This is a genomic window from Caballeronia sordidicola, assembly GCF_000729995.1.
Classification (GTDB): domain Bacteria; phylum Pseudomonadota; class Gammaproteobacteria; order Burkholderiales; family Burkholderiaceae; genus Caballeronia; species Caballeronia sordidicola_A.
The window spans coordinates 1-26,014 of sequence record NZ_JNFG01000002.1; the positions used below are offsets into that span (position 1 = coordinate 1).

Sequence of the window (26,014 nt, forward strand, 5' to 3'; positions counted from 1 at the left end):
TTGTAGTGTCTTTGCCTTGGACTTTCACCAGCATCACAAAGCGCGATTGGCGTTCAACCAGGGTCGCAATATGCGAGTTGTTCGAGCCCGATATCAAGTCACCTTCCCAGTGCCCGGGAACCGCTCGATCTTCCACTTCGGCGGGACGTTCGCTGATTGATACAGCATCGATGATCGCCCCTCGGTTTTGTCCGCTGCCCGTGGCTTTTTTAATGTGTGAAACCCTCTTTCTCCGAACACGGATACCCACACGCTTCGCCACCAGTGACTGAACCTGCCCAAGGTTCACCCCGCGCTATCCGCGTAAAACCATCCACCAAATTTGTACGCACGGTGAAGTCCTGAACCCGTCCCGCCGCGAGCGAAAATAATGTCTCAGTGCAGCGCTACCCGCTTTTCATCGATTGCGAAGCCCGGCGCTTCAAGCTCCTGTGTTCGCGTCCTGCGATATGCACCCGGTTGCTCACCGGTCACGCGCTTGAACGCCTGCGCGAACGCGGACTCGGATTGATATCCGACCTGTTCCGCCGCGTCCGGCGTCGTGGTGCCATTACGAAGCATTGCTGCCGCCACTTTCATCCGCACCAGCGTCACGAACTGCGCAGGGGGCTGGCCACAGGCCTCTACAAACTGCTTGCAGAAACGGGCACGCGACATGTGCACGAAATCCGCCATTCTGTCGGTCGTCCAGCGCTCAGCAGGGGTATCGATGATCGCAGTAATCAACGGCGCAAATTCCGCACGGCGCATCAATGACCAAAGACCAGGCGCAATATCGTCGCGCGCCGCGACGGAACGCAGCGCGTAGAAAAACAACAACTCGGTCAGGCGCGCAATCAACGGCGAGGGTGCATCAGGATGTTGCCGCGCCTCAGCACGGATCAAGTCGAACACGGCGCGAGGACCGTCAAGCGCCGCAGTGTCATGGCGGGCGACGATGTGATCGGGGATGAGTCCGAGCAGTTGGTCGTCGAGACCCGAGCGGAATTCAAAGAATCCACATGCGAGTCCCAAACTCTCTTGCACTGAGCTTCCATCGGACGAAAGCGCCTCCATCGCACCCACACGCTGGCTCTCCTGACCAACCGGTGGCGCCACGGGCAGCGGCGAGAGGCAATGCGGCATGTCGTGCAGCAGGAACACGGCGTCGCCCTGCGTCAGGTGCACGCTCGTCGCATTGCGTCCCGCTTTGGCGGGTAGATGCAGCCAGCATTCGCCATACAACACGACATGGAAACTCGCCCGCTGATGGCCGGCCGTCGACGCCTGCCAACTTCCACAATACTGGCCGACATGGAACAGCGTGCTTTTGAGTTCGAGACCGGCAAGCAGCCAGTCGGCAATTTTTTCGGCGTGAAGGGGCATGACGGGGTCGGCATAGTTCAGCGGTCAATCGCTATACGTACCCGTCCTGCCGGAACAATGCAAAGAACTTGTTGTTGGAACCTTATTCCGTTTTGACGTGTTTCCTTTGATCGACCGCGGCCGACGCCTGCCCGCTTATCCAACCGGTTCGCCTAGATTGAGCATCAGACGATTGGCCCACGCGAAGATGGCAATGGAATGAATCAGGTCGAGGATCTCGTCGTCGCTCAAACCCACATCGCGCAGCGCCCGCAACTGTGCCGGCTCAACCTGGCCCGGCGTGAGCGTCAGGTCGATCGACGCCAGCACGATCGCCTTCTCCCGCGGCGATGTTCCAGCGGTAGCCGGATCATTGAAAACCTGCTCGATCACGTCGTCGCGTTTCGCCAGCTGCTCGAAACGCTGTGCATGCACGGACGCGCAATACACACAGCCATTGATCCGCGAGACGGCCGTCGATGCCAGTTCCCGCTCCGCACGCGGCAAGCCGCCCGGTGCATACATGATCGCGTTGAAAGCCGCCGAGCGCTGCCGCAAGATCTCCGGCTGATGCACAAGGAACAGGTAATAGTCGGATTCTTTCGCTTTCGGATGGCTCTCTTCAAGCACGGTTATCTGTTCAGGCGAGGCATCGGCGAGTTCTACCACATCGAGCCACGCGTCCCACCCCAGCACGCGATTCGTGAAGCCATGCGCTTCAATGACCCGGCTCATGCTGCCTCCGTTGCATTCAAGACCTGCAGCGCGCGCAAACCGGCCGTCAGGCGAATTTGATAAGAAAGAAACGCGATCAACTGCGCGAGCGCGACCACGGCGGGCGTCGGAATGCCGGCGGCGGGAAGGCGTTCCAGCGCGGCCTTATCGCCGTCTATGGGGGCTTCGATCAGCGTGCGCGTGAACGCAAGCATTGCACGCAAGCGGGGCTCCTGAGCGTCGATCGAACCCAGCGCGATCTGGTCGATCACGGCACGGTCCGCATCGATCGAAGCAAGCCGCTCCGCATAATGAGTCGCTAACGCAGGGGCATTCGACAACGTGCAGGCATACAAGGCCACAAGCAAGCGGTCGCTCAGCGACAAATCGGGCAGTGCCGGATCGAACAACGCTTCGTAGCTGCGTTGTGTCGCCGCGGCGACCTTGTCGCGTTTATGTCGTGTTACATAGGTCGCTGAACCGGGCGTGAGACCTGCTATCCGGTCGACAATGTCGGTGCTGAGATCGTAGGTGTCTGTCATGAATGCTCCTGCCTGAAGTTGTTGCCAGCGTTTTTTGATGCACGGGAACCGACAGCCGCGTCGAGAAAAGCCAGCACTTCGCGCCACGATGATTCATCGGCGCGTGCGTTCGCAGCGGGTTCACCGCCGCCGGTGCTGATACGTCCGGAAACGGGATGCGCATACACGAGTTGCGTGGTCGGCACGTACGGAAAAACAATCGCGTGGCCGGCGTTATCGAAGTCGAGATGGCGCACCGGATACGCATGCTTCTCCCGCTCAAGCCGCTCCACGACCATGCGTGAGTAGTCGGAGGACGGCCACGAACCGTCGTCGGTAGCGGAGAGCAGCAGCACCGGCCCATCGGTATTCTCGACGCGAATCCGTGCTCGCTCCACCGCGTCCTTATCGAGTAACGCCGTTCGAATTGCGCGTTCGTGACGATGCGGCGGTGGCCCATCGTCGAAGGGTTTCCAGCTAGCCGTGCGGTTGTTTTCCCACAGGTGCGGCAGGGGCTTGCCGTCGAGCAGCCAGGTCGGACCTTCGCGACCGGTCGCCGGGTCGGCCGCATTCTGCGCACTGTGAACGACCGCGCCCGGCACATAACCGATCACCGCCTTGATGCGATCCGGATACGTTGCGCCGAGCAGCAACGCGAGTTCGCCACCGCGCGATTGTCCGCTTACGGCAATGAAGCCGAACGCCGGTTGCAACTCGCGTGCGATCCAGTCGAGCGCGCGGCGAAAGTATTCGAGCGGCGTATTGGAGATGTAGTCGGACAGCCCCGGCGTCTTGAAGTAACCAAGCGCGAGGGCGGTATATCCACGCGATGCGTAGAGCGCACCGCGCGGTTCATTGATGCCGCCACCCGATCCGTTGAGCACGAGGACGACGGGATGCGGTCCGGGTGACGCGGGCAGGAACAACGTGCCGACACAGCCGTCGACGCGCATGTCCTTGCGCTGCACGCCGGGCGCCATCAGGCGCTGGATCAGCAGGGTAGCGCTCAGCACCTGCCCACGTTCATCAATGACTTCGATGCAGGTCGACAACGATTTAGCGACATCAGCGGGAAACACCTCGCGTTTGCCCGCTTCGACGGGAACCTGCGACCAGATGAGTCCCATCGCCGATACACCGCCGTAATCGCCTTCGACAGGCGCATCGCGGGAAAGGTCGATGACGCCTTGGTCATCGGCACGAAAAACTGCGCGACTTGTCCAGACCGTGCCGGCGCCACGAACCGTCTGTGTGCGAAGGGTCAACAATGCGCCCGCGCGCGCACCCGTCACCGCGATGCGTCGCGCGACGTCGATCAGATCATCGCCCGGTGTAGCCGTGATGTCGATCATGATGACCTCAATTGCCGCTGCGCGTAACCATCATCGCGGTCGTCCGGTCACTGACTGCCGGGCTCACCTTCAAGCCTTTCTTCGCGGCCCAGATGTTCTCGTAGTGAAACAGCGGAATGATGCCCACGTCGTCGCTCACCACCTTCACCGACTGTCGCAGGATGGCTTCGCGCTTCGCGGTGTCGAACTCGGCCGTGGCGGCGTCAAGTGCATGATCGACCGCCGGGCTGCTATAGCGGCCCCAGTTCGACGCGCCAATGCCCGTCTTCGGATCAACTGTGCCGAGAATGTTGACGAGCGCATAGCTTGCTTCGCCCGTGCCGTTACCCCACGCAATCATGCTCACCGCAAACTCGTTCTTGTTCGCGCGGCTGGCGTATACGGCCCACGGCATGACCTCGACCTTCGTCTTCACGCCAATGCGCGTCCAGAATTGTGCCACGGCCTGCGCCGTTTCAGGCGCTTGCGGATAACGATCGTTAGGCACGCTCAGCGTCAACTGGAAGCCGTCCGGAAAACCCGCCTCGGCCAGCAGTTTCTTCGCCTGGACCGGGTCGTTGGGGATGTCCTTCACGTCCGGGTTATATCCGAAGGTCTTGGCCGGCATCCACTGGTTGGCGACCGTGGCCGCCCCTTGCAGGATGCGGTCGGTGATGGCGGGACGATTGATCGCCAGCGACAACGCGCGGCGCACGCGCACATCGAGTAGCGGGTTCTTCGCCAACGGCTTGCCGGCGTTATCGGTAATGTACGGGCTTGGGCCTTCACGGAAACTCGGCTGAAGTATCAGCACACGGAGGCCCGGATATGCGAACACGGATACCTTCGTCGACTGCTTGAGACGCGGCAGGTCGGAGACGGAGACCTTGTCGATCATATCCACGTCGCCCGATAACAGCGCCGCCGTGCGTGCCGCCGCGTTGCTCACGTAGCGGTAGTTCACCTTGTCCCAGATCGGTTTGGCGCCCCAGTAAGCGTCGTTACGCGTCATCACCACCCGGTCGCCCGGCGTGTACGAAACGAACTTGTACGGCCCGGAGCCGACCATCGCGCGGCCGGAGTTGTAGTCCTCAGTCGTCGATTTCTCTCCCACATGCTTGCTCACAATGTGAACGGACGTCAGGTTGAGTGGCAGGTCCGGTGTCGGCGAACTGGTCTTGATGATCAGTGTGTACGGATCAGGCGCAGTGACGGATGCGATGGTCCGCAGATACCCCGCGAAGGTGGCAATGGTCCCCGGCACATTACGAGCGCGCTGATACGAATAGATTACGTCGTCCGCGGTGAACGGCGTGCCGTCCTGCCACTTGACGTCGTGGCGTAGCTTGAATTCCCACGTGTCGTTGCCGGTCGACTTCCAGCTTGTCGCGAGGCCCGGCGAGAGGACATTGTTGTGATTCTCGACCAGAAGATCCCAGAAGTGCAGGTCGACGGAGCGGTCACCCGCGTAGTTGTTCAGTTGCGGATCGAGTGACGAGAGCGGATCGGCGAACGCAATGTTCAGCGTTTGCGCCGACGCGCCGGAGCTGAACAACGCCGCGCTGGCGAGCGCGGCGGTCAGCGTGGAAAGGATCAGGCGTTTCACGATGCAATTCCTTTTTATTAAGTGTGTTCTGGATTGAAATTTAGTGAGCGTCGTTCAGGTGACACGCGCTGACATGCTCGATGGCAATGCCGCGTAAGCGCGGCACCTCGGTCTTGCAACGCGGCATGGCGTGCGGGCAGCGCGGATGAAAGTGGCAACCCGACGGCGGTGCAAGCGGGCTCGGCATCTCGCCGCGAATGGCGGTGAAGTGCTTCTTGCGTGCATCTATACGGGGAATTTCCGCCAGCAAGGTCTGCGTGTAAGGATGGTTCGGATGCCGGAATATTTCTTCAACGGGCGCGCTCTCCACCACCCGCCCGAGATACATGATCACTACGCGATCAGACAACTGTTCGACAACGCCTAGGTCGTGGCTGATGAACAAGTACGTGAGATTTAGCTGCTCGCGCAGGTCCATGAAGAGATTCAGGATCTGCGCTTGTATCGATACATCGAGGGCGGCGACTGCTTCATCGCAGACGAGCATGGACGGGTTGACGGCGAGCGCTCGCGCAATACCGATGCGCTGCCGCTGACCGCCGCTGAACTCATGCGGGTAGCGGTCGGCTAGCGACGGATCGAGGCCCGCGCGCTTTAACTGCGCCGCCACGTAGGCGTCGAGATCGCTGCGCTCGACCATGCCATGAACGAGCGGTGCTTCGCCGACGATATCGCGAATACGGCGTCTAGGATTGAGGCTCGAATACGGATCCTGGAAAATCATCTGGATTGCCAGCCGGGCGGCGCGCAGCGCGGCCGGCGACATGGCCGCGCGGTCCTGGCCGTCCACCAGCACATCGCCTTCTGTCGGCGCGATGAGGCCGGAAACAATACGTCCGAGCGTCGACTTTCCGCAGCCCGATTCACCGACCAGCCCGACCACTTCGCCCGGCATGATCGCGAGATCGACATGTTCGACTGCTCGCGTGACCGCTTGCGCCGCGAGCACGTTTCGCTCGCGCAGCCAGCGTGTCGCGGCGTTCTCATCGCGTTCACCGAAGCGCTGGCTGACCCCGCGCAGTTCAATGAGCGCGCGTGCATTGATCTCGCTCATGCGGTTGTCTCCGTGCGGACGTCGGTTTGCCTGCCGGGATGAAAACAACGCACCAGATGCGTGCCGTGCTCGGACGCTTGCGCGGCCGGAGAGGGTCCAAGCACCGGGGGCGTCGAGCAGAGCGACGTGGCTCGTGTGCAACGCGCGGCGAACGCACAGCCCGGCGGCAACGAGCGCAGATCGGGCGTGATGCCTGCAATCTGCGTGAGCCTTTTGCCGCGCGTGTTGAGGCTCGGCAAGCTGTCGATCAGACCCGCCGTGTACGGATGCTGCGGACGGTCGAGCACCGCATCCACGGTGCCCTGTTCAACGATCCGGCCCGCATACATTACGGCGATGTCGTCGGCGAGGCCTGCTACTACGGACAAGTCATGCGTGATCCAGATCAGCGAGGTGCCTTGCGTACGTACGAGCGTTTGCACTTCGGACAGGATCTGCGCCTGGATGGTGACATCGAGCGCGGTCGTGGGTTCATCGGCGATGATCAGGTCTGGCTTGTGCAACATCGCAATCGCAATTGCCACACGCTGGCGCATACCGCCTGATAACTGGTGCGGATACGCGCGCAGCCGTTCGCCGGGACTGGCAATGCCCATGGCCGCCAGCGCTTCGCTCGCCTGTTCGCGCGCGGCGCTGCGGCTGACGTCGCGATGCGCGCGCACGGCTTCGATCATCTGCGCGTCCACGCGCTGCACCGGATTGAGCGTGGACATCGGGTCCTGGAACACCATCGCGATACGGCTGCCGCGCAGGCGCCGCATCTCCGCTTCGGGCAAGCCGACAAGGTTCTTGCCCTTGAACAATATCTCGCCGCCGACCACGCGGCCGGGGGCATCGATGAGTCCCATGATCGAGAAGCCGGTCACGGATTTCCCCGATCCCGATTCGCCGACCAAACCCAGCACGCGACCACGCGCGAGCGTGAGCGAGACGTCTTCAACAGCGGGTAGTTCGCCTTCGCGTGTGAAGAAGCGCGTGCGCAAATGGCGGACTTCGAGCGTGTTGTCCGCGGTATGGAAATCATGGAAGGCAGCGTCGCTCATTTCACGAACCTCGGATTGAGCAATTCGCGCAGACGGTCGCCGACCATGTTGATCGATACCAGCATGGCCAGCAGCGCAAGGCCCGGATAGACGCTGGTCCAGTATTCGCCTGAGAGCATGGTCTGGTAACCGTTGGCAATCAGCAGCCCGAGGGATGGCTCGGTGATCGGCACGCCGAGGCCCAGGAACGACAGCGTTGCTTCCAGCGTGATCGCGCGCGCGACCTGCAGCGTGCCGACCACGATCAGCGGCGGCAGGCAGTTCGGCAGGATGTGAACGAGCACGATGCGCCAGTTGGGAATCGCGAGACTGCGCGCGGCTTCAACATATTCGCGCCGCGCTTCAACCAATGCTTGCGCTCGCGCAGTGCGTGCGTAATACGCCCATTCGATCAGCACCAGCGTGAGCACCACGTTCGTCACGCTCTTGCCCAGGAACGCGAGCAGCATCATGGCGACGAGGATGGACGGGAAGGCAAGCAGCAAGTCCACGAGCCGCATGATGAGGCTGTCGACCTTGCCGCCGGCATACGCCGCGACCAAGCCGAACACGGTGCCGACCACGCCCGCGATCACCGCCGAGCCGAGACCTACCGACAGGCTTAAGCGCAGGCCGTAGAGCATCGCGGAGTAAAGGTCGCGGCCCTGGCCGTCGGTGCCAAGCCAGTACGCATGCGTGCCGGCGCCGTTCATCGAACCGGGGGGGAGGCGGGCATCGAGGACATCGAGTTGCAACAGGTCATAGGGATTTTGCGGCGTGATCAGTGGCGCAAATATGGCTGCGAGCACTAACAGGATCGCGACGATCAACGCGGCCATCGCCGCGGGCGAGCGGCCAAAGTCAGCGACGAGCTGACGCCACGGCGACTGACGGCGTTTAAGCGCGCCGCGCACGGGCTGTTCTGTTTTGGGAGCCAGCGGAGTCGTGCTCATCGCGCACCCTCCAGCCGCACGCGCGGATCAAGGAACTTGTAGAGGATATCGACGAACAGGTTCAGCGAGACGAACATGCAGACGACCACGATCAGGTACGAAAGGATCACCGGACGATCGAGTGCGTTGATGCTGTCGAGTATCAGCTTGCCGGCGCCCGGCCATGAGAACACGGTCTCGGTCACGACCGCGAATGCGATGGTCGAACCGAACTCCAGGCCGATCACCGTGACAAGCGGAATCAGCGTATTGCGCAGGATATGAACGAGCACCACGCGCGTGGGCGACAAACCCTTGGCACGAGCGAAACGTACGTGTTCCATCGGCATCACTTCACGCACGCCGGCACTCGTCAGGCGCAAGACAAGCGACACCTTGAATAGCGACAGGTTCAGCGCGGGCAGGATCAGGTGGCGCAGGCCGTCGAGCGTGAGCCACGACCACTGCACGCCGAACAGGCTCGCAGTCGCGCCGCGGCCGCTAGCGGGCAGCCAGCCGAGCTTCACGCTGAACAACATGATGAGCATCAGGCCGACCCAGAATGTCGGCAGCGAGAAGCCGACAATACTGCCCGTCATCAGCATCTTGGAGAGCGGATTGCGCGGATGCAGCCCAGCGAAAAGCCCAAGCGGAATACCAATCACCAGCGCCAGCAGCAGCGCCGAAACAGCGAGTTCGAGGGTCGCGGGAAGGCGTTGCAGGATCAGGCGGATTGCGGGCTCGTTATAAACGAAACTGTTGCCAAGATCGCCATGCATGGCGCCGGCGAGGAACGCCAGGTACTGTTTCCAAAGCGGCTGGTCGAGGCCGAGTTGAGCGATGATGCGCGCCCGGTCGACCTGATCCACATCCTGCCCGATGAGAATATCAATCGGATTGCCGATCGCATGCAGGCCGATGAACACGATCAGCGTCATCAGCAGCACGACGAACGCCGCCTGCATGATTCGGCGAATGAGCCAGCCGCTCATTGGTCCTCCGCGTACTGTGGCGGTGCTTCGGCCGGTTGCCATTCATCGCCGTAGAGTTCGGGTTCGGCGTACGCTTCCAGCGCTGCGTAATGCTGCTCAACGTCCTCGCTATACAGCAGGCTTGCTAAACCTTGCGCCAGCCGTTTTGCGCCTGTACTGATCGCGGGAATGTCGCCGGAGACGGCGCCTTGCGAGAGCGACGCCGGATAGCAGAAGCAGTGGATGCGCGACAAGCCAGGGCAATCGCCGGGGGACTTTTCGAGGAATTCGAACGCGGGTCCGACATCGGGCGAGTCGGACAGTTCGGCGTCTTCATCGCCGGTTGGCGGCGTGTAGCGGTCGGCCCACGTGCGGATAAACGGCGCAAAGGCGGCGAACTCCGGGCGCGCGGACCAGTCGACCTTGAAGCCCGTGGAGACCACGAGGAAGTCCGCCGCGAAGGTGCCTTTGGGTGTTTGGATCGAGAGACCGTTCTCCGTGTTTTCAACCGATAACACTGGGCATCCAAGGTTAAAACGTGCATTCGGATGACGCGATACCCGCAGCGTACTGCCACGCGGCGGGGGTACCTGCACGGTATTGATGTAGTGGCGTATCTTCCATTTCCACTCATCAGGCAATGTTTGGTGGCCGTGAGTTAGTCCCGGATTACCGGCTCCCTTGCCCTTGTTGACGCGCGGAAGATCTGAACGCCTGATCAGCAGATCGACGCTGGCGGCGCCGGCTTCGAGGGCCGTGGCCGCGCTGTCCATGGCAGACGAACCGCCGCCGACCACAGCCACGCGCTTGCCGGTCAGCGTCGTGTAATCGGTTGTATCAGACGAATGGGCCCAGCGATTACGTGGCAGTCCTTCAACAAACCCCGGCAACGCAGGCCCGCCCAATCCGTCGCGCCCGGTAGCGAGCACAACGCGTCGTGCATAGACCTCAAAGCGACGATCGCGTGTGCGCACGCTCAATACGACGAGACCATCGGCGCGCGGCGTCACGGCTTCAATGGTGTGGCCGTTGCGGACATCGAGCGCGAGCACGCGGCGATACCAGACCAGATATTGCATCCATTGGAGGCGGTCGATCTTGTCGAGCGCTTGCCATGCTTCGGTGCCGAACTGGGCCTCGAACCAAGCGCGAAACGTCAGCGCGGGCAACCCTAAAGCGGGACCCGTCAGTTGCTTCGGTGAGCGTAGCGTTTCCATACGGGCGGTCGTGGCCCAGGGGCCTTCCAGCCCCTGCTGCGAGCGGTCAAAGATTATTGCCCGCACACCCAGCAGCTTGAGCGCGGCGGACGCTGCCAGCCCCGCCATGCCACCTCCGATCACCGCCACGTCCAGTACTTCGCTGCCGTTGTGGGTCTTGCCGGGCACCCATTCGCGTGCGGGCAATTCGAGCAAGGACAGGTCTTCCGCGAGGCGTGCTTCGAGCGCCGCGAGGCCGGTGGGGGGGATCGATGATACTTTTTTGTCGAGGCTCACGTGGCGGGCTCTTCGGTCGGATTGAGGATGTCGTCGGGCTCGCCGTAGAGCGCTTGGAGAATCGCGCTGTGCTGGCTTGCGTCGTGGAGCACGAAGTCGGGCAGGATCTCGGCGGCTGCTTGCGCCAGTGCTTTTGCCGCGGCCTGGGTCGCTGCGCTGGGCGGACGAAATTCGGGTGTAATGACGCCGAACAGGAACGCGATGCGGATATCCAATGGACGGATCACCACACCATCGACGGGCAATCCAAGCGCGGTCACCGGCTCCAGCACGGCGAGCCCGAGTCCTGCGCGCACCGCGCCGAGTGCGTTCAATGACGAGTTGGTTTCGATCACCCCAGCTGTGCGCACGCCCGCTTGCACGAATGCCGCATCGAGTCGTGGCCGCAGGCGGTAGGGGTTCTGCATCGTGACGAGACGACGGTTCGCGAAGTCGCTCAATGCGATGCGCGGTGCTCGCGCGAGCGGATCGTCGACGTGCACGGCGGCAACACACGCAGCCTCGCCAATCCAGTGAACGAGCACGCCGCGATGTTCGAGCGGCAGGCTTGAGACGCCCATATCGACGATGCCGTTCAGCACGGCATCGACGACCTGTTCGGGTGCGGCGCTGCGCAAGTGCACGGATTCGAGCGGATGGTCCTCGTTAAGCAAAGCCAGCGCGCGAGGCACGAGCCCTGCGGCAAGCGCCGAGGTTGCAGCAATGGTGAGCGGCGGCGGCGCTTGCCGCGCGATCTGCTCGGCGCGCGATTTAACCTGACGCAGGCTTGCCAGTGAGCGTTCGACGTCCTGGTAAAGCTCGGATGCCTCGCGTGTGGGCGCGACGCGTGGCCCGAAACGCTGGAACAGCGGATAGCCGATCTCGGCTTCCAGTTCCTGGATCAAGCGCGATACGGCGGGTTGCGAGCGCCCGAGCAAACGCCCGGCGGCGGTGACGCTTCCGGCGGACATGACAGCGGCGAACGCTTCCAGTTGACGAATTTCCATGGGTACGCGACGGCCGACCGATTAGATCGATGAATGCATAAAACGCATTCTTGCGCGCCTAGCATGTGGAATGCAAATGATCAAAAATGCTTTACATAGTGCGGGGTGTGGGAAGCAAGAGGCACGATGAACTTTCCAGGGACCGGCGAGGTACTTGCCAGGAACATTGCAAAAAGTAAAACATTTGCGTAATTAATTTATAGATTACGGGCCAATCGAATATTTTGTGTGTACTCAGCAATCGCCTCGCGATATAGGTGAAATCACAATAAATATCAAGCAGAAAAATTTTTCAGTAATTCCACCCAAGCACCGTGAAAACCGATATTGGTCAAGGTGAGTTAATGCCGTTAGAGGCATCTTGTCAGTCATGTGTTTGTAAAGTTATTCGCATTGCTGACCCGATGGAAATCGATTGAGACAATTTTGTGGCAATTGATAACCCAAGCTGACAATAAATGTTTCGGGCGATGAGTTAATTGCCAAGAATGTAGTAAATGAGATTGAAAGCAACGGTTGCCGGACGTGTTGATATACGTTCCTGACCGGCTATATGCGTTTTAGAACAACTGGATACCTAGAGGTATTGACCTATGTCTGATGAAAAAATCCCGGCTTCCCTGACCAAACGCAGAGAGTTCTTGAGGGGCGTTGGTGCTGTCACTGTCGGCGTGGCGTCGGGTCTTGGCGCGGTAGCCGGTGACGCGTTGGCGCAAGGCACGCCGCCCGCCATGCCCACGGGCATTGGGTCCAAGCCGCCGACCAAGGCGACCTTGGAAGCGAACGCGGTCTACGCGCACGAATTAGCCTTCAATGACACACAGGATTTTCAGGATGCGGGCCGTGGGCTGGTCGCCACGTTGCCGAGCCCCGGAATCATTCCGAGTTCGAAGGGTGGTGCGGCCTGGGACTTGGGGCAGTTTTCGTTTATCAGCGGTGGCCCGGAGAATAATGCGCCGGATTCCGTTAATCCCAGTTTGTGGCGAAATGCCAAGCTGAACATGAATCACGGTCTGTTCGAAGTTGTTGATGGAATTTGGCAGGTCCGGGGTTATGACCTTTCGGTAATGAGCATTATCCGTGGGGAGTCGGGCTGGATTGTTATTGATCCTTTGATGACCGCGGATGTATCTGTCGTTGTGTGGAAGCAATTGGTCATACCGCATCTTGGCGACCGTCCGATTACGCACGTTATTTATACGCACAGCCATGCGGACCATTATGGTGGCATTCGGGGTATTGTCGATGAAGCCGATTTAAAAGCGGGCAAGGTAAAGATTTACGCGCCGGCTGGATTCACCGAGGCCGCGGTGGGCGAAAACGTCATTGCCGGGAACGCGATGAGCCGGCGGGCTGCTTATATGTACGGCAATTTGCTGCCTAGAGGGGTGGATGGCGTAGTCGACGCCGGGCTGGGCAAGACCACGTCCATCGGCGCGATAACGTTGCTCGTGCCGACCGACTTCGCGACCGAGACGGGGCAAAAGCTGACCATGGATGGCGTTGAAATGACGGTCATCATGGCGCCGGAATCCGAAGCGCCGTCCGAGTTCATGTTCTACATTCCAAAATACAAGGCGTTTTGCGCCGCCGAGGATGCAACTCACACGCTGCATAACCTTTACACGTTGCGCGGTGCAAAGGTACGCGATGCATTGTTGTGGTCGAAGTACCTTCAGGCGGCCATTGATATGTTCGGTAGCGACATGCAGGTCCTGTTCGCTTCGCATTATTGGCCGACGTGGGGCAATGACCGGATCATTGCGTTCCTGAAGGCGCAGCGCGACATGTACCGCTATTTGCATGACCAGACCATGCGCCTGGCCAATACCGGCTACACGCCGCTAGAGATAGGGGAGATGCTGCGGTTGCCGGATACGTTGGCAAAACAATGGTACTGCCGTAGTTATTACGGCACTGTGTTCCATGATGTGGTCGCGCAATACAACTTGCGCCTGGGCTTTTTTGACGGCGTGCCCGCGAATCTCCATAGATTGCCGCCTGTCGAAAATGGCAAGCGTTACGTGGAGTTTATGGGCGGCGCAGACGCCGTCTTGCAGAAGGCGCAGAAATACTACGACAAGGGCGAGTACCGCTGGGTTGCCGAAGTCGTGAACCACGTGGTGTTTGCCGACCCGAAGAACGTTTCCGCCAAGCACATGCTGGCCGACGCTTATGAACAGCTTGGCTACCAGTCAGAAGCTTCGAGCTGGCGCAATTTCTATCTGACGGGCGCCATGGAACTTCGTAATGGCGTGCACAAGGTTCCGTTCGGCAGTTCACAAAGCCCTGACACGATCAAGGCGATGCCGTTGGAAATGTTCCTTGATTACCAGGGTGTTCGCTTGAATGCAGATCGGGCGGCAGGCAAGTCGATCTCGTTCAATTTCATCATGACCGACACGAAAGAAAACTATCTGGTCGGTGTTGAGAATTCGGCGCTGCATTACTCGAAGGGCAAGACCTCGGACACGGCCGATGCTTCAGTAAGCATGTCCCGGACCGATCTCAACGACGTGATGATGGGCGTCACGACCATGCAGAAGCAGATTATTGCGGGCAAGGCGAAGATTACGGGCAACACGCAGAAGCTCGGCGAGTTCGTCTCCTGGCTGGATAACTTCGACTTCTGGTTCAACATCGTGACGCCTTGAGGTTCATGACGTTGCTCCGACGCTTGCAAAGGAATCAAGACAATGTGCTCTATCTGTGACCTCAAGATTGAATTTAATGTGGATCATCCCGGATCGCTCACGGTGGCTGTTGCTACGCGGGAAGCGATTGATGCGGGTTTGCTGCCGGAAAAGGTTTTCGATGGTCCGTTAGCCAATGTGAAGTTGCGCGTGGCGGCGATTGATACGCTGAAGGCGTTGCAACGCCGGTTGGAGTCGTCCATGCCGGTTAGCCAGTTGATGGCGCTGCCGGATTTCTATGTGCTGCTGATCGAAATAGGGACCTGGGGATTTTTCCACGCGACGGAGAACGGGTTCGATCCTGATTGCAGTCCAGAGCCCCCCGATGTGACGGCGGAAAAACAGGAGGACCGGGATGTGGTCTTTATTGCAACGGAAGTGGCGATGGAGGCGGTGATCGAGGGCAGGCTTTCGCTGGAGCAGGCCTTTGCGGAGAACTTGATTGTGTTGGATGCGGGTGGGGCGCATGCGGCGCTGTTGCATACGGCGCTAAATAAGGCGTTTTCGGTGGAGAGCTTGGAGCGGGTTGTGGTCGAGGTTTGAACCGGGCGGTACATGCAGCAGCACGCACGTGCCGCATGTACCGCGTGATGGTAGGCGTTCGCACCCACGGAACATGAGTGCGAACGCCCTCAAACTGCCATGCACAAATACTTGATCACCAGATAGTCATCGATCCCATACCGCGAGCCTTCCCGCCCGAGCCCCGACTGCTTAACGCCGCCAAACGGCGCAACTTCGTTAGAGATCAGCCCGGTATTAATACCGACCATGCCATATTCCAGCGCTTCGGCGACACGCCAAACTCTACCGATATCACGGCTATAAAAATACGCAGCCAGTCCAAACTCAGTATCGTTAGCCATCCAAATCACTTCTTCATCGGAGGAGAACCGGAACAACGGAGCGAGTGGCCCAAACGTTTCTTCCCTGGCGATTTTCATCTCTGAAGTAACGCCTGACAACACCGTTGGTTCAAAGAAGCCGAATCCGAGCGCATGCCGCTTGCCGCCTGTCACAACCCGGGCGCCTTTTTCCAATGCGTCATGAATATGCGATTCAACCTTCTGCACGGCGGCGTCGTTAATCAGCGGTCCGAGCAACACACCGCTTTCCAACCCATTGCCCACCGTGAGCTTCGCAACGGCCGCACCCAGCTTGGCGGCAAATTCGTCATACACCCGGTCATGAACATAAAACCGGTTCGTACACACGCAAGTCTGCCCGCTGTTTCGATACTTCGACGCAATCGCGCCTTCGACTGCGGCATCAATATCGGCATCGTCGAAAACGATGAACGGTGCATTGCCGCCCAGTTCCAGCGACACTTTCTTGACCGTCGGCGCGCTTTGCGCCATCAGCAGACGGCCGACTTGCGTCGATCCCGTGAACGACAACTTCCTGACAATGGGATTGCTGGTCAGCTCGGCGCCGATCGCCTTCGGGTCGCCAGTCACGATGTTGAGGACGCCCTTGGGCAGTCCCGCGCGCTCGGCCAGCACGGCCATGGCGAAGGCGGACAACGGCGTGGACTCAGCGGGCTTGACGACGATCGAACAACCCGCTGCAAGCGCCGGACCGACCTTGCGCGTGATCATCGCGCTCGGGAAGTTCCACGGTGTAATAGCTGCGCAGACGCCGATCGGTTCCTTGGTCACCACGATGCGTTTATCGGCGGCCGGCGACGCCAGCGTGTCACCGGCAACACGCTTACCTTCCTCCGCGAACCATTCGATAAACGATGCTGCGTAGACAATCTCACCCCGCGCTTCGGCGAGCGGTTTGCCTTGCTCGCGCGTGAGGATCATGGCGAGATCGTCGGCGTTTTCCAGCATCAAGTCATACCAGCGACGGAGGATGGCCGCGCGTTCCTTCGCGGTCTTCTTGCGCCAAAGCGGCCACGCGGTGTTCGCCGCATCAATCGCACGACGCGTTTCCGCCGCGCCCATCTTAGGCACATGACCGAGCGACTGTCCGTTCGCCGGGTCGATGACTTCGAAGACGGAGGCATCATCGGCGCCTTGCCACTCGCCGTTGATGAACGCTTCGTGACGCAGCAGCGTCGGGTCCTTCAACTGCATTGATGAATGTTGCGTGCTCATGCTGCGACACCCACTTCTTCGGTCAGGACACGTTCGAGAATAGCGAGCGCTTCATCGAACACGGCGTCCTGAATGGTCAGCGGAAACAGGAAACGGATCACGTTGCTATGCACGCCGCAGATCAGCAAAAGCAGGCCGCGTTCAAGCGCCAGGGTTTGCACGCGCTTGGCGAAAGCGGCATCCGCTTCGCTGGTACCCGGCTTGCAGAACTCGACGGCGACCATGGCGCCGGGGCCGCGCACATCGGCGATCTGGGGTACGTCGGTCTTAAGCGTCGTCAGCCGCGACTTCAACTTGTCGCCCAGCCGCACGGCACGCTCACAGAGCTTCTCTTCATCGATGATCTCGAGCACCGCATGCGCCGACGCCACCGCCATCGGATTGCCGGCATACGTGCCGCCAAGACCGCCGGGTGCGACCGCGTCCATCACGTCGGCGCGCCCGACCACGCCCGACAGCGGCATGCCGCCCGCCAAGCTTTTGGCGATGGTCATCAGGTCCGGCGCCACATCGTAGTGCTGCATCGCGAACAGCTTGCCGGTGCGCGCGAAGCCGGTTTGCACTTCATCGGCGATCAGCAAAATGCCGTGGGTATCGCAGAGCTTGCGCAACGCGCGCGCGAATTCCACGGGCGCCTGATAGAAACCGCCTTCGCCCTGCACCGGTTCGAAGATGATCGCGGCAACACGCTTGGCCTCGATATCCGCCGCGAAAAGTTGCTCGATCGCGCGCAGCGAATCCTCGGTCGTGATGCCGCGCACCGGGTTCGGGAACGGTGCATGGAATACGTCTGACGGGAACGGTCCGAAGCCGATCTTATAGGGTGCTACCTTGCCCGTGAGCGCCATGCCCATGAACGTGCGGCCATGGAACCCGCCGCCGAATGCAATCACGCCCGGCCGGCCCGTCGCGGCGCGCGCGATCTTGATGGCGTTTTCAACAGCCTCCGCGCCGGTCGTAAAGAACGCGGCCTTCTTTGCATAGTCGCCGGGTGCGCGCGCGATGATCTTCTCGGCGAGCGAAACATACGATTCGTAAGGGACGATCTGATACGCCGTATGCGTGAAGCGCTCGAGTTGCGCGCGCATTGCCGCAACAATCTTCGGGTGCCGATGTCCCGTGTTGCACACCGCGATGCCCGCCGCGAAGTCGATGAAACGGCGACCCTCTACATCCCACAGCTCGGCGTTTTCAGCACGTTCAGCGTAGAAATCACACATCACGCCGACACCGCGCGGGGTAGCTGCATCCTTGCGGGCTTTAAGGTCGGCGTTCTTCAGGGTCTGGCTCACGGCATGGCTCCTTGGAGGGTTGATCGTTATTTGACGGTTCTTAGGCGGTACCTCGACTATAGTAAGATTTGGCTCTTTCAATCAGAGCCATTTCCGTGTTTTTATAGGAGCCACTTTCTACATGTCCGCGATGCGTGCAAGCATGTTGTCCGACTGGCTGGCTCAGCGGATTGAACGGACGGGCGGGCCTCCCATTTACCGGCAGTTGTATGGCTTGTTGCAGCAAGCCATCCTGTCTCGGGAATTGCCGGCGGGGACCAAGGTTCCGTCGTCGCGATTGCTCGCGAGCGAGTTGGGCCTCGGCCGCAATACGGTCACGCAGGTTTATGAGCAACTCGCGCTGGAAGGCTACGTGTGGTCGGCGACGGGGCAGGGCACGTTTGTCTCGGACAGCGCGCCTGATGAGATCGTGGGCGCGGAATCAGCGGCGCGCGATGCGGCCCCGGCTGAACCTCGTGTACTGTCCGCGCGCGGTGCACGGTTGCTGCAGGGGGCGGGTGTGTCGCAGCGGCAAGGCGGCGCGTTCATGCCCGGCGTACCCGATGTGTCGCGGTTTCCGGCGGCCGTCTGGAGCCGCTTGCAATCCAAATACTGGCGCCGCTTGCCGCCGGATCTGCTGACCTACGCGCCCGGCGGCGGATTGCCGAAGCTGCGTCAGGTGCTCGCCGATTATCTGCGGACCTCGCGCTCGGTGCATTGCACGCCGGAACAAATCATCGTGACGACGGGGATTCACCAGTCCATCGATCTTGCCGTGCGCCTGCTGTCCGATTCCGGCGATGTCATCTGGACCGAAGATCCTTGTTACTGGGGAGTGCGTAGTGTGTTGCAAGTGTCCGGGCTATCGCTGAAGGCCATTCCCGTGGACGCAGAGGGCATCAATCCATCTCCGGATGATCTTGCAGAGCCGCCCAAGCTGATGCTGGTCACGCCGTCGCATCAATATCCGCTGGGCATGGTGATGAGCCTCGCGCGGCGGCGCATGCTGCTGGAGTACGCGCGGCAAAACGGCTGCTGGATCATCGAGGACGATTACGACAGCGAGTTTCGATACGGCAGCCGGCCGCTCGCGTCGCTTCAAGGACTCGATACATCGGGTCAGGTGATCTACGTAGGCAGCTTCGGCAAGACGCTTTTCCCCGGGCTGCGGATTGGCTATATCGTGGTGCCCGAGGGCTTGTCGACGAGCTTTGCGACCGCTTCCGCCGAGTTGTATCGCGAGGGGCAACTGTTGCAGCAGGCGGTGCTGGCCGAGTTCATCGCGGAAGGGCATTTCACGTCGCATATCCGGCGAATGCGCGGGATCTACGGGCAGCGTCGCCAGATCCTGCTGGACACGATCAGGAAGCGTTATGGCGACGCACTGCAGATTGTGGGTGGCGATGCCGGGCTGCATCTCGTGCTGCGTTTGCCCGATGGCGTGGATGACCGTGAGGTGGCGAAAGCGGCGCTCGCGGTCAATATTGTGGTGCGTCCGCTGTCGGGTTATTTCCTGCGGCCTGGAGAGGGCATGTCGGGTTTGCTGATCGGGTACGGATGCGTGGCGGAAGAGGAGATCGAGCCGGCGTTTGAAAAGCTGGCGGCGGTGCTTGATCCGGCGCTGGAGGGTAGGGGTGAGACCGCGCTTGCCTTCCGTGGTCGAATTTAAGAAGACTGGCCATTTTGAATCGGTCTGATATCTCAATCATTGCGTCGAACCTAAAAAAAACCTGCTCACCCTAAGGGGGTGAGCAGGAAAGTTCCGAGGTTTATGCCTGCCCTGAGAGTGCAAGCGGACCAATCATAGGGGCGTCGTCCGCGCCATCAAAAACACTTGCGAAAAAAGGTAAGGTTTTGACGTACCGGGATAAGCACGCTGAATCCGTGTGACAGCACTGTTCCAGCAATCGTTACGCGAGTAATTCTCGTGTCAGAAAAGCGGCTTGTTTTGACTGATGCCAACCGGTGCCTGGTGAAACAATCGACTCCTTCAAAGCCGCCGGCACAGTGCGGTTATCAACAAGACCAGTTGCGAACGTTTCGCCAATCCCAACCAGCGCACGGGGGTGTGATGCTATCCGGGATCATGTTTTTAGCGGCCGTTGTCATCGCCGTTTATGTGGTTGCTTCCTTCGCCTCAGCTATTCGAATGCGCTTGTTTTATGGCGTCTACGCGCACATTGAATATGGCACGGCCAAGTGGCGCAAGTTCGGCAAGTGGACGCCGCGGCGCCTGATCCTTTTGTTGAGACTGCGTTGGCTGGCCGCTTTGGCGCTGCTGATCATGCTGACATGTGCAATCACTAAAGGATCGTCTTGAGGATCGTCATGAAACCTCGCCAGTCCGCATGCGCACTCCTGAGGAAACGCAAAGAATGAGCACAGAACGCAACCCGGAAATCGACCTGTTCCGCGGCCTTGGGATTCTGCTGGTGGTGCTTGGACATACCGCGGGGCTTCCAGAAGAAGTCCACCGGTATGTTTATTCTTTCCATATGCCGGCGTTCTTTTTCCTGTCCGGCTATCTCTTCCAGATCGATAAGGCGCAGCGTTCTCCAGGGTCGTTTACCAATGGGAAATTCCAACGGCTGATCATTCCAGCGTGGTGCATGGGCGCCGTATGCGGACTGGGATTCATCGCCAAGTTGCTGCTTCACAGGCTCACGCTAACAGCATTCCTCGGCTTGGCTTGGGGTACCGCGGTCGGCTTCCCGCGCGCCGATGGCAATTTCCTCTCCACACCGTTGTGGTTCCTGTTTTGCCTGTTCAGCCTGGAGACGGCGGCAGCCTGCCTCGCGCGCGTTATCGGCCAAGCGATGGTGCCGATGCTGATGGTGATTGGCGCTGCCGGAATAGTGGGCGCGGCGCATTTGCCGTTCATCCCGTTCGACCTTGACATAGCAACATCCGCAGCTTTTTTCTTCGCGATCGGACACGTCGTCAGGAGAAGACGATGGTTTGATTTTCACGAAAATGGCTCCGCGGTACGCCGTGTGATCCTAATTTTCAGTGTCGCAATGGTGTGGGCTGTGCTGACGAACAGGTCGGGAGATGCGCTAAACATGTCGGACAGCATATATGGTTCCACTCCGGTGAAACGCACGCTCGACGTTGCGGCGGCGCTCGCCGGTACGCTGATGCTGGGTCATCTCTCCGTGGCACTTCCCGACTCCCGGCTTTTGCGTTGGCTCGGGACACATACGCTACCTATCCTTGGCTTCAACTATCTGGTGAACGCGACGGTCGTCCATCTGCTGGATGCCGTTCATGCGAACCACTGGTTGCTGTCGTTCGTCATCCAGGCCACTTTGCTGGCGGCGATTGCCTGGGCTATCGACCGCATGGGTGTGGCTGGCGATCTCATCAATGGCCGTCGCCGTCAGGTACGTTCGGCAAAGCCTGCGCGAGTGTCGCAGACTTGACTCCGTCACGCACCGGCGACACGGCCGCCAACCGGCGCGGGCGATGCGTCTGAAACCAGCGCTGACGTCTCCGTTTCAACCTCGATGCCATCCCTATACCCCAGCAACATAAACACGAAGATGGACACGCCAAGCGGCTCGATCATCATCAAGCCGGAGAACACCAGGAAGACGAGCGGCGCCAGGCTGCCGAAGTCCTTTCTGACGCGAATCCACAGCACCACGCAGTACATCAGCGCAACCGGCACCCCGTACTTGTAGACGAGCCACGTCATGGAGTTGGATATGCCGCTATCCTCCACCTTGACGTAGCCGAATTCATCCAGCGCGAGCGCGTTGTACGCGTCCATATCGCCGCTGGGCCTGCCAAGCAGCAGGCTGTCCGAGGCTGCACGCAGACCCAGGGTCAGGTCGTTGATGCGCACCAGGATACTTGCGTCGTTCTGGACGTTGCGGCCGAAGAGCGCGGAGAACGCATCGCCGAGAATACCTGGCGCGGATACCCCCAGGACTACCAGCACGACAACGGTCCCCGCCAGCAGCTTGGCCACTTTTGGCTGACGCGCGTAGATGTAGCAAAATCCCGCGAACGGAAACAGGATCGACAGCGCGCCCATGGATTGCGTGGTGATCGCCGCCAGGAGGAAGACCGCGCTTGGCCGCCTGCGGAACTTGAGCACGTTGTACGTGTACGCAAGCGTCAGCATCACGCCATACACGCCCGCTTCCCAGAAGAAACCCTGGTTGCGGTAATGATGAAAGCGCTCGAGGTCGGACGAGCGCACATAGAGCAGGCCGAACACGGTGCTGTATTCGCCGTCTATGAAGCGGGCGATTCCGGGCGCCACGTACGCGAGCGGATACAGGACCAGAGAGACGATGGCCGTGTAATACATGACGTCGACAAACAACTCGCGGAAATCCAGACCGGAGCGCTTGAAATGAATGCATGCAAAGAGCGCGATCAACGCTTTCAGAATGACAAACAGCTCCTTGTCGTCGATGGTCCAGTCCTGCACGAAACTCACAACGAAAATCAGGCCGATGAGCAGCGCAAACATCAGCCCGACCGCACGCGGAATGCGTGGTGAGGCAAGGAAGCCGCAGAACAGGATCAGCGTGATGGCCGCGATCAGCGGCCCGTTGCCCATGCGCACAACGACGATCCAGCCGCCGCTTGCCAGCAGGATGGCGAGCAGCAGGAGCGAATATCGCATGCGTTTATTGAAGCGTATTTTCATGGCGAAAAAAGCGTGTTCGAGTGAAGGGGGAATTGAGTGGGTGTCCGGTCATCTTCACGCGGTTATCCATTCTTCGGTCTGCGGGTTCCATCGGCGGATGACCCTGGCGGGGCTTCCCACGGCGACGCAATAATCGGGAATATCGGTGAGTACCACTGAGTTGGCGCCGATCACGCAGTTGCGCCCGATCGTGCATCCAATCAAGACTGCATTCTCACCAATCCACGTACCGGTCCCGATCCTGACGGGCGCGCGGGGCGTCAACGCCTGATGTTTCACGGGCATGCGGACATCTTTGTAGCCGTGAGCGTAGTCGGCTATATACACACGGTCCGCGATCAGCGCATCGGCTTCGATCACAATCGATTGCGTCGCAATGATGTGCGCACTGTTGCCTATATAAACACCGCGCTCAATCCGCAGCGCCGGTTTCCTGTCAAAGCACGCAATGGTTTCGAGCCAGGCGAAATGGTTGATGAACGCATCCCGCCCGATCGAGATATTGTTCGAGCCGCTGATCCGGATCGGACGGAGAATTCTCGCGCCGCGCCCGAAATCGGCGAAGAAGAAAGGCAGCAGCACACCCTGAAGGCATGTGCTGAGACGGTTGCGAACCTTGAACCAGATGCCGAGTTCCATGGTTCAGCTTCCTCGCCGTTGTGCGCTGTCGCGATTAAGCCAAAGCCTGACATGTTGCGCATAGAAACCGGGCGACGGAAACACGGAGATGCCGAGCCTGCGCCGGGCAATGAATCCTTCGATTACTTTCTCCCCGGCGAGTGCGAGCGAGGTCGCAATCGCGGCGCCTGGCGGACCGATGAGCGGAATCAACGCCACGCACAACACGACACAACAGAGGGCAGCCCCCATCATCGTATTCCGGATCATTTTCTCCAGGCCGTAGACCACGAGCAGCGGGCGAATTGAACCGCTCGCGACAATCGCGAGTTGCCCGAAGCTGAGGCAGACGAGTGCACCGTAACCTTCGCGGAAATCACCGCCGAATAACTTGAGGATTTCGGAACCATAGAGCAGGATCACGACAAACACGGCCGTCGCAGAGACGAACAGCACCGAGGAGATGCTCTGGATCAGGTACTGGATTTCCTCGCGTGACTTGTCCCCACGCATCATCGCGAGTCGTGGCCCGACGAGCGCATCAATAGGCGGGACGAGGAATCCCGACAACGTTAACGCAACACGTTGCGCAACCGAATACGCGCCGACGGCATCAGGCGAAGCGGCGATGCCCACCGCAAAAACCGCGATCCACAGCAGCGCCATCTGGCAGACGTTGCCCACGAGAAGCGGCATCGCGGGTGCGAGCAACGCGGGGTCGGGCAAGGCCGTGGCATTCGTGTTCCGCGCACTTTTATGCGCCATGAAGCGCCGCCATTGCGCAAACGCAATCAATGCATTGACCATGCAAGCCGCTAGAAAGATCTGAGCACCGGCCACGCCGGAATGTGGGTGAACCAGCAAGAGCGCGGGCAGCGAGAAGAGCGGTATCCATAGGCTCAGGATGGCGATGCTGCTTTCCGGACGATTGGCGATCTGCAGGAACGGCACGTGGATCAATGCGAACGTCAGCGGCAGGATGGAGAGCGCGAACCATGGCAGCACGCCGCCCAGTTCCGCCTTGTGGAAGATGTAAACGGCAATCACGCGAGCGAGCGCGAACATGACCATTGCGATCAATGCACCGGCGCAAAGGGACGTGAACAACGCCCGCCGGTAGAGACGCCGCAGTGCGTGCCAGTGGGCATCGCGGATCAGCGGAGCGCCTTCACGGATGATGATCTGTTCGAGCCCGAGACGTGCCAGTGTGGACAGCAGGGTCGCGGCGCCGAAACCGATCATGTAGAGACCGGTCTGCGCCGCGCCGAAATACCGGCCCAGATAGATCACCAGCGTGAAGTTGACGACTGCTCCCAGCACACGGGAGAACAGGCTTGACGCAATGCGCCTGAGCATCTTATTGCGCTTGATCAACCCCGCCATTTGCGTGAACCGCATCCGGCTCATTGAGCGGCTCGCGAGTCATTGGCGATCTGTTGCGCGATCGTGCGGGTAAATGACAAGTCCACGTCGGTGAAGTGTCCCTTGAAGAAATATTTATCGATCAACGGCCCAAGCAACGAGGCGGGTTTATCGGCGGAAGGCGGGTGGTCTCGCATCAGCAACGTCTGTAGCGACACGCCGGAGCGGAGCGTGTCGATGCCGGGCAGATGATCGTAGAACGACTCCCCCAGCAAGATCACGCGATGCCCTTGCGCGAAGGCGTCGAGTCCGGTGAGCGAATTGACGGTGACCGTGGTCCTGCTCCTGTCGAGATCCTGCTGCAGCGATGCCTGGCTCAGGACCACGTTGCAAGACGCTTCAATCAGCGCATAGAAGACCTGTGAATACTTTCGCCTATACAGCGGGTGCTCGCGAACCACGACGGTCGAGCCGGGTCGCACGTTTTCCAGCACGAGTTTGAGCAGGCCGACGTCGTCGAGACCGAGAGGGTTGTGGTAAATATTGTTCGCGTCTTCCGGGACCTGCATGGCGACCAGTACGACCTTTTGCGGATCGGACTGCAGCAGTACCGTCGAACGCAATCTGGCATAGCGTGCCTGCGGACATTTGTGCAGCGTGTAGGGCAGGAGGTCGGGTGGCATCAGGCGCGTGACATGTGCTTGTGTGAACGCGACGCGGTCCAGCAGGGTATAGAGCTTGTTCGTCCAACGGGCTGAATTTACGCGAGACGGCAGGGATGGCCCGGACGCCTCGAGTCGGGCAAGTTCGTGGCGAAACGAGCAGTTCGCGTTGACGCCCTGGCGATCGAGTACCGTCGTGCGGTACGGGCCTTGCTCGAAATACCACGACACAGTCTTGCGGTTCTTTAGCGCACGAATCAGCGACTCGGCGGGAAGCCGTGTATCACCGCTGATGATCGCAATGTCCGGATCGAACTTCGTCACGATCGAGTGGCAGGCGCGCAGCATTTTTTGCGCCTGGCGCCGCAACGCGATTGTCTGTGTCGGCTTGATGTTTGGGTCCGATGCGTGGAACCGGATCATGGCCTCGATCTCCGGTCCGGGCACGGTGGCGGCGATGCCCCTTGTGCTTAGGCTTCCACCCAGATACGACTGCCAGGAAAGCGCTGCTGTTTGCCGTCCATGCACCTTCAGGTAGGCCCAGGCGCTGGGGAATACCGCGAGATGCAGGAACTCGGCATCGGGTTCGAATTGCTTCCACGCATCTTCTATGCCGCAAAAAAAACGCGCCATTGAGTGGTAATAGACCAGCGTTACGATTTTTGTCAT

At 60.1% G+C, this 26,014-nt stretch carries 20 protein-coding genes and 2 pseudogenes; 5 read left to right on the forward strand and 17 right to left on the reverse strand.

Going from position 1 to position 26,014, the window contains the following annotated elements; translation table 11 throughout:
* From FH08_RS50170 to FH08_RS0100990, 11 genes and pseudogenes are all read right to left on the reverse strand, one after another.
* Window positions 1-187, reverse strand: a pseudogene (locus tag FH08_RS50170) (transposase); the annotation flags it as partial.
* A 188-nt stretch (window positions 188-375) separates the two neighbouring features.
* Window positions 376-1,365: an AraC family transcriptional regulator gene (locus FH08_RS0100940; RefSeq protein ID WP_031356506.1), complete on the reverse strand. Its 990-nt coding sequence runs from the start codon at window positions 1,363-1,365 to the stop codon at window positions 376-378.
* 135 nt (window positions 1,366-1,500) lie between these two features.
* Window positions 1,501-2,600 (reverse strand): annotated as a pseudogene (locus FH08_RS54280) (CMD domain-containing protein).
* On the reverse strand, window positions 2,597-3,931 hold the full coding sequence (locus tag FH08_RS0100955; protein ID WP_031356509.1) for an acyl-CoA thioester hydrolase/BAAT C-terminal domain-containing protein: 1,335 nt from the start codon (window positions 3,929-3,931) through the stop codon (window positions 2,597-2,599). The pseudogene FH08_RS54280 and the gene FH08_RS0100955 overlap by 4 nt, the downstream one beginning before the upstream one ends.
* Before the next feature lie 7 nt (window positions 3,932-3,938).
* On the reverse strand, window positions 3,939-5,516 hold the full coding sequence (locus FH08_RS0100960) for an ABC transporter substrate-binding protein (protein ID WP_031356510.1): 1,578 nt from the start codon (window positions 5,514-5,516) through the stop codon (window positions 3,939-3,941).
* A gap of 40 nt (window positions 5,517-5,556) precedes the next feature.
* Entirely contained in the window at window positions 5,557-6,570 is a 1,014-nt protein-coding gene (locus tag FH08_RS0100965; RefSeq protein ID WP_031356511.1) for an ABC transporter ATP-binding protein, read from the reverse strand.
* Window positions 6,567-7,613: an ABC transporter ATP-binding protein gene (locus FH08_RS0100970; RefSeq protein ID WP_031356512.1), complete on the reverse strand. Its 1,047-nt coding sequence runs from the start codon at window positions 7,611-7,613 to the stop codon at window positions 6,567-6,569. Before FH08_RS0100970 ends, FH08_RS0100965 begins: the two co-directional genes overlap by 4 nt.
* A complete protein-coding gene (locus tag FH08_RS0100975) occupies window positions 7,610-8,545 on the reverse strand; it encodes an ABC transporter permease (protein WP_031356513.1) in 936 nt (311 codons plus the stop codon). Before FH08_RS0100975 ends, FH08_RS0100970 begins: the two co-directional genes overlap by 4 nt.
* A complete protein-coding gene (locus tag FH08_RS0100980) occupies window positions 8,542-9,516 on the reverse strand; it encodes an ABC transporter permease (RefSeq protein ID WP_031356514.1) in 975 nt (324 codons plus the stop codon). Before FH08_RS0100980 ends, FH08_RS0100975 begins: the two co-directional genes overlap by 4 nt.
* On the reverse strand, window positions 9,513-10,988 hold the full coding sequence (locus FH08_RS0100985) for a flavin-containing monooxygenase (RefSeq protein ID WP_035565017.1): 1,476 nt from the start codon (window positions 10,986-10,988) through the stop codon (window positions 9,513-9,515). Before FH08_RS0100985 ends, FH08_RS0100980 begins: the two co-directional genes overlap by 4 nt.
* Window positions 10,985-11,974, reverse strand: coding sequence for a LysR family transcriptional regulator (locus FH08_RS0100990; RefSeq protein WP_031356516.1), 990 nt, complete (start codon window positions 11,972-11,974; stop codon window positions 10,985-10,987). Before FH08_RS0100990 ends, FH08_RS0100985 begins: the two co-directional genes overlap by 4 nt.
* 593 nt (window positions 11,975-12,567) lie before the next feature.
* Here FH08_RS0100990 and FH08_RS0100995 point away from each other — a divergent pair.
* Window positions 12,568-14,628 carry an alkyl/aryl-sulfatase gene (locus tag FH08_RS0100995; RefSeq protein WP_081889318.1) on the forward strand — a complete coding sequence of 687 codons (2,061 nt, stop codon included), beginning with the start codon at window positions 12,568-12,570 and terminating at the stop codon, window positions 14,626-14,628.
* Between the two features lie 42 nt (window positions 14,629-14,670).
* A complete protein-coding gene (locus FH08_RS0101000; protein WP_031356518.1) occupies window positions 14,671-15,210 on the forward strand; it encodes a hypothetical protein in 540 nt (179 codons plus the stop codon).
* Window positions 15,211-15,299: 89 nt separating this feature from the next.
* On the opposite strand, the gene gabD is transcribed toward FH08_RS0101000, so the two are convergent.
* Window positions 15,300-16,769, reverse strand: a complete 1,470-nt coding sequence (gabD, locus tag FH08_RS0101005; protein WP_031356519.1) for an NADP-dependent succinate-semialdehyde dehydrogenase — start codon at window positions 16,767-16,769, stop codon at window positions 15,300-15,302.
* Window positions 16,766-18,049, reverse strand: a complete 1,284-nt coding sequence (gabT, locus tag FH08_RS0101010; protein WP_031356520.1) for a 4-aminobutyrate--2-oxoglutarate transaminase — start codon at window positions 18,047-18,049, stop codon at window positions 16,766-16,768. Before gabT ends, gabD begins: the two co-directional genes overlap by 4 nt.
* Before the next feature lie 142 nt (window positions 18,050-18,191).
* Here gabT and FH08_RS0101015 point away from each other — a divergent pair, with 142 nt between their 5' ends.
* From FH08_RS0101015 to FH08_RS0101025, 3 genes are all read left to right on the forward strand, one after another.
* A complete protein-coding gene (locus tag FH08_RS0101015) occupies window positions 18,192-19,709 on the forward strand; it encodes a PLP-dependent aminotransferase family protein (protein ID WP_051887648.1) in 1,518 nt (505 codons plus the stop codon).
* Between the two features lie 258 nt (window positions 19,710-19,967).
* Window positions 19,968-20,360: a hypothetical protein gene (locus FH08_RS51600; protein WP_152602705.1), complete on the forward strand. Its 393-nt coding sequence runs from the start codon at window positions 19,968-19,970 to the stop codon at window positions 20,358-20,360.
* 55 nt (window positions 20,361-20,415) lie between these two features.
* Window positions 20,416-21,462 (forward strand): acyltransferase family protein, encoded by a 1,047-nt coding sequence (locus tag FH08_RS0101025; RefSeq protein WP_031356523.1) that lies wholly within the window; start codon window positions 20,416-20,418, stop codon window positions 21,460-21,462.
* A 5-nt stretch (window positions 21,463-21,467) separates the two neighbouring features.
* Here FH08_RS0101025 and FH08_RS0101030 read toward each other — a convergent pair whose 3' ends face one another.
* The 4 genes from FH08_RS0101030 to FH08_RS0101045 form a co-directional block, all read right to left on the reverse strand.
* The gene (locus FH08_RS0101030; protein ID WP_235210251.1) at window positions 21,468-22,679 is read right to left on the reverse strand and encodes a hypothetical protein; all 1,212 of its coding nucleotides are present in this window, start codon (window positions 22,677-22,679) and stop codon (window positions 21,468-21,470) included.
* A 78-nt stretch (window positions 22,680-22,757) separates the two neighbouring features.
* Window positions 22,758-23,342 (reverse strand): acyltransferase, encoded by a 585-nt coding sequence (locus tag FH08_RS54120; RefSeq protein WP_031356525.1) that lies wholly within the window; start codon window positions 23,340-23,342, stop codon window positions 22,758-22,760.
* A 3-nt stretch (window positions 23,343-23,345) separates the two neighbouring features.
* Entirely contained in the window at window positions 23,346-24,728 is a 1,383-nt protein-coding gene (locus FH08_RS0101040; RefSeq protein WP_152602706.1) for an oligosaccharide flippase family protein, read from the reverse strand.
* Entirely contained in the window at window positions 24,725-26,014 is a 1,290-nt protein-coding gene (locus FH08_RS0101045) for a capsular biosynthesis protein (protein WP_031356527.1), read from the reverse strand. The genes FH08_RS0101040 and FH08_RS0101045 overlap by 4 nt, the downstream gene beginning before the upstream one ends.

Excerpts from the sequence above, each read along its gene's own strand:
- FH08_RS0101025 (WP_031356523.1), top strand. The coding sequence starts at position 20,416 with ATGAGCACAGAACGCAACCCGGAAATCGACCTGTTCCGCGGCCTTGGG.
- FH08_RS0100980 (WP_031356514.1), bottom strand. The coding sequence starts at position 9,516 with ATGAGCGGCTGGCTCATTCGCCGAATCATGCAGGCGGCGTTCGTCGTG.
- FH08_RS0100955 (WP_031356509.1), bottom strand. The coding sequence starts at position 3,931 with ATGATCGACATCACGGCTACACCGGGCGATGATCTGATCGACGTCGCG.
- FH08_RS0100970 (WP_031356512.1), bottom strand. The coding sequence starts at position 7,613 with ATGAGCGACGCTGCCTTCCATGATTTCCATACCGCGGACAACACGCTC.
- gabD (WP_031356519.1), bottom strand. The coding sequence starts at position 16,769 with ATGAGCACGCAACATTCATCAATGCAGTTGAAGGACCCGACGCTGCTG.
- FH08_RS0100990 (WP_031356516.1), bottom strand. The coding sequence starts at position 11,974 with ATGGAAATTCGTCAACTGGAAGCGTTCGCCGCTGTCATGTCCGCCGGA.
- FH08_RS0101040 (WP_152602706.1), bottom strand. The coding sequence starts at position 24,728 with ATGAGCCGGATGCGGTTCACGCAAATGGCGGGGTTGATCAAGCGCAAT.
- FH08_RS0101030 (WP_235210251.1), bottom strand. The coding sequence starts at position 22,679 with ATGCGATATTCGCTCCTGCTGCTCGCCATCCTGCTGGCAAGCGGCGGC.
- FH08_RS0101000 (WP_031356518.1), top strand. The coding sequence starts at position 14,671 with ATGTGCTCTATCTGTGACCTCAAGATTGAATTTAATGTGGATCATCCC.
- FH08_RS0101015 (WP_051887648.1), top strand. The coding sequence starts at position 18,192 with ATGCGTGCAAGCATGTTGTCCGACTGGCTGGCTCAGCGGATTGAACGG.
- FH08_RS0100975 (WP_031356513.1), bottom strand. The coding sequence starts at position 8,545 with ATGAGCACGACTCCGCTGGCTCCCAAAACAGAACAGCCCGTGCGCGGC.
- FH08_RS0100965 (WP_031356511.1), bottom strand. The coding sequence starts at position 6,570 with ATGAGCGAGATCAATGCACGCGCGCTCATTGAACTGCGCGGGGTCAGC.
- FH08_RS0100940 (WP_031356506.1), bottom strand. The coding sequence starts at position 1,365 with ATGCCCCTTCACGCCGAAAAAATTGCCGACTGGCTGCTTGCCGGTCTC.
- FH08_RS54120 (WP_031356525.1), bottom strand. The coding sequence starts at position 23,342 with ATGGAACTCGGCATCTGGTTCAAGGTTCGCAACCGTCTCAGCACATGC.
- FH08_RS0100995 (WP_081889318.1), top strand. The coding sequence starts at position 12,568 with ATGTCTGATGAAAAAATCCCGGCTTCCCTGACCAAACGCAGAGAGTTC.
- FH08_RS0101045 (WP_031356527.1), bottom strand. The coding sequence starts at position 26,014 with ATGACAAAAATCGTAACGCTGGTCTATTACCACTCAATGGCGCGTTTT.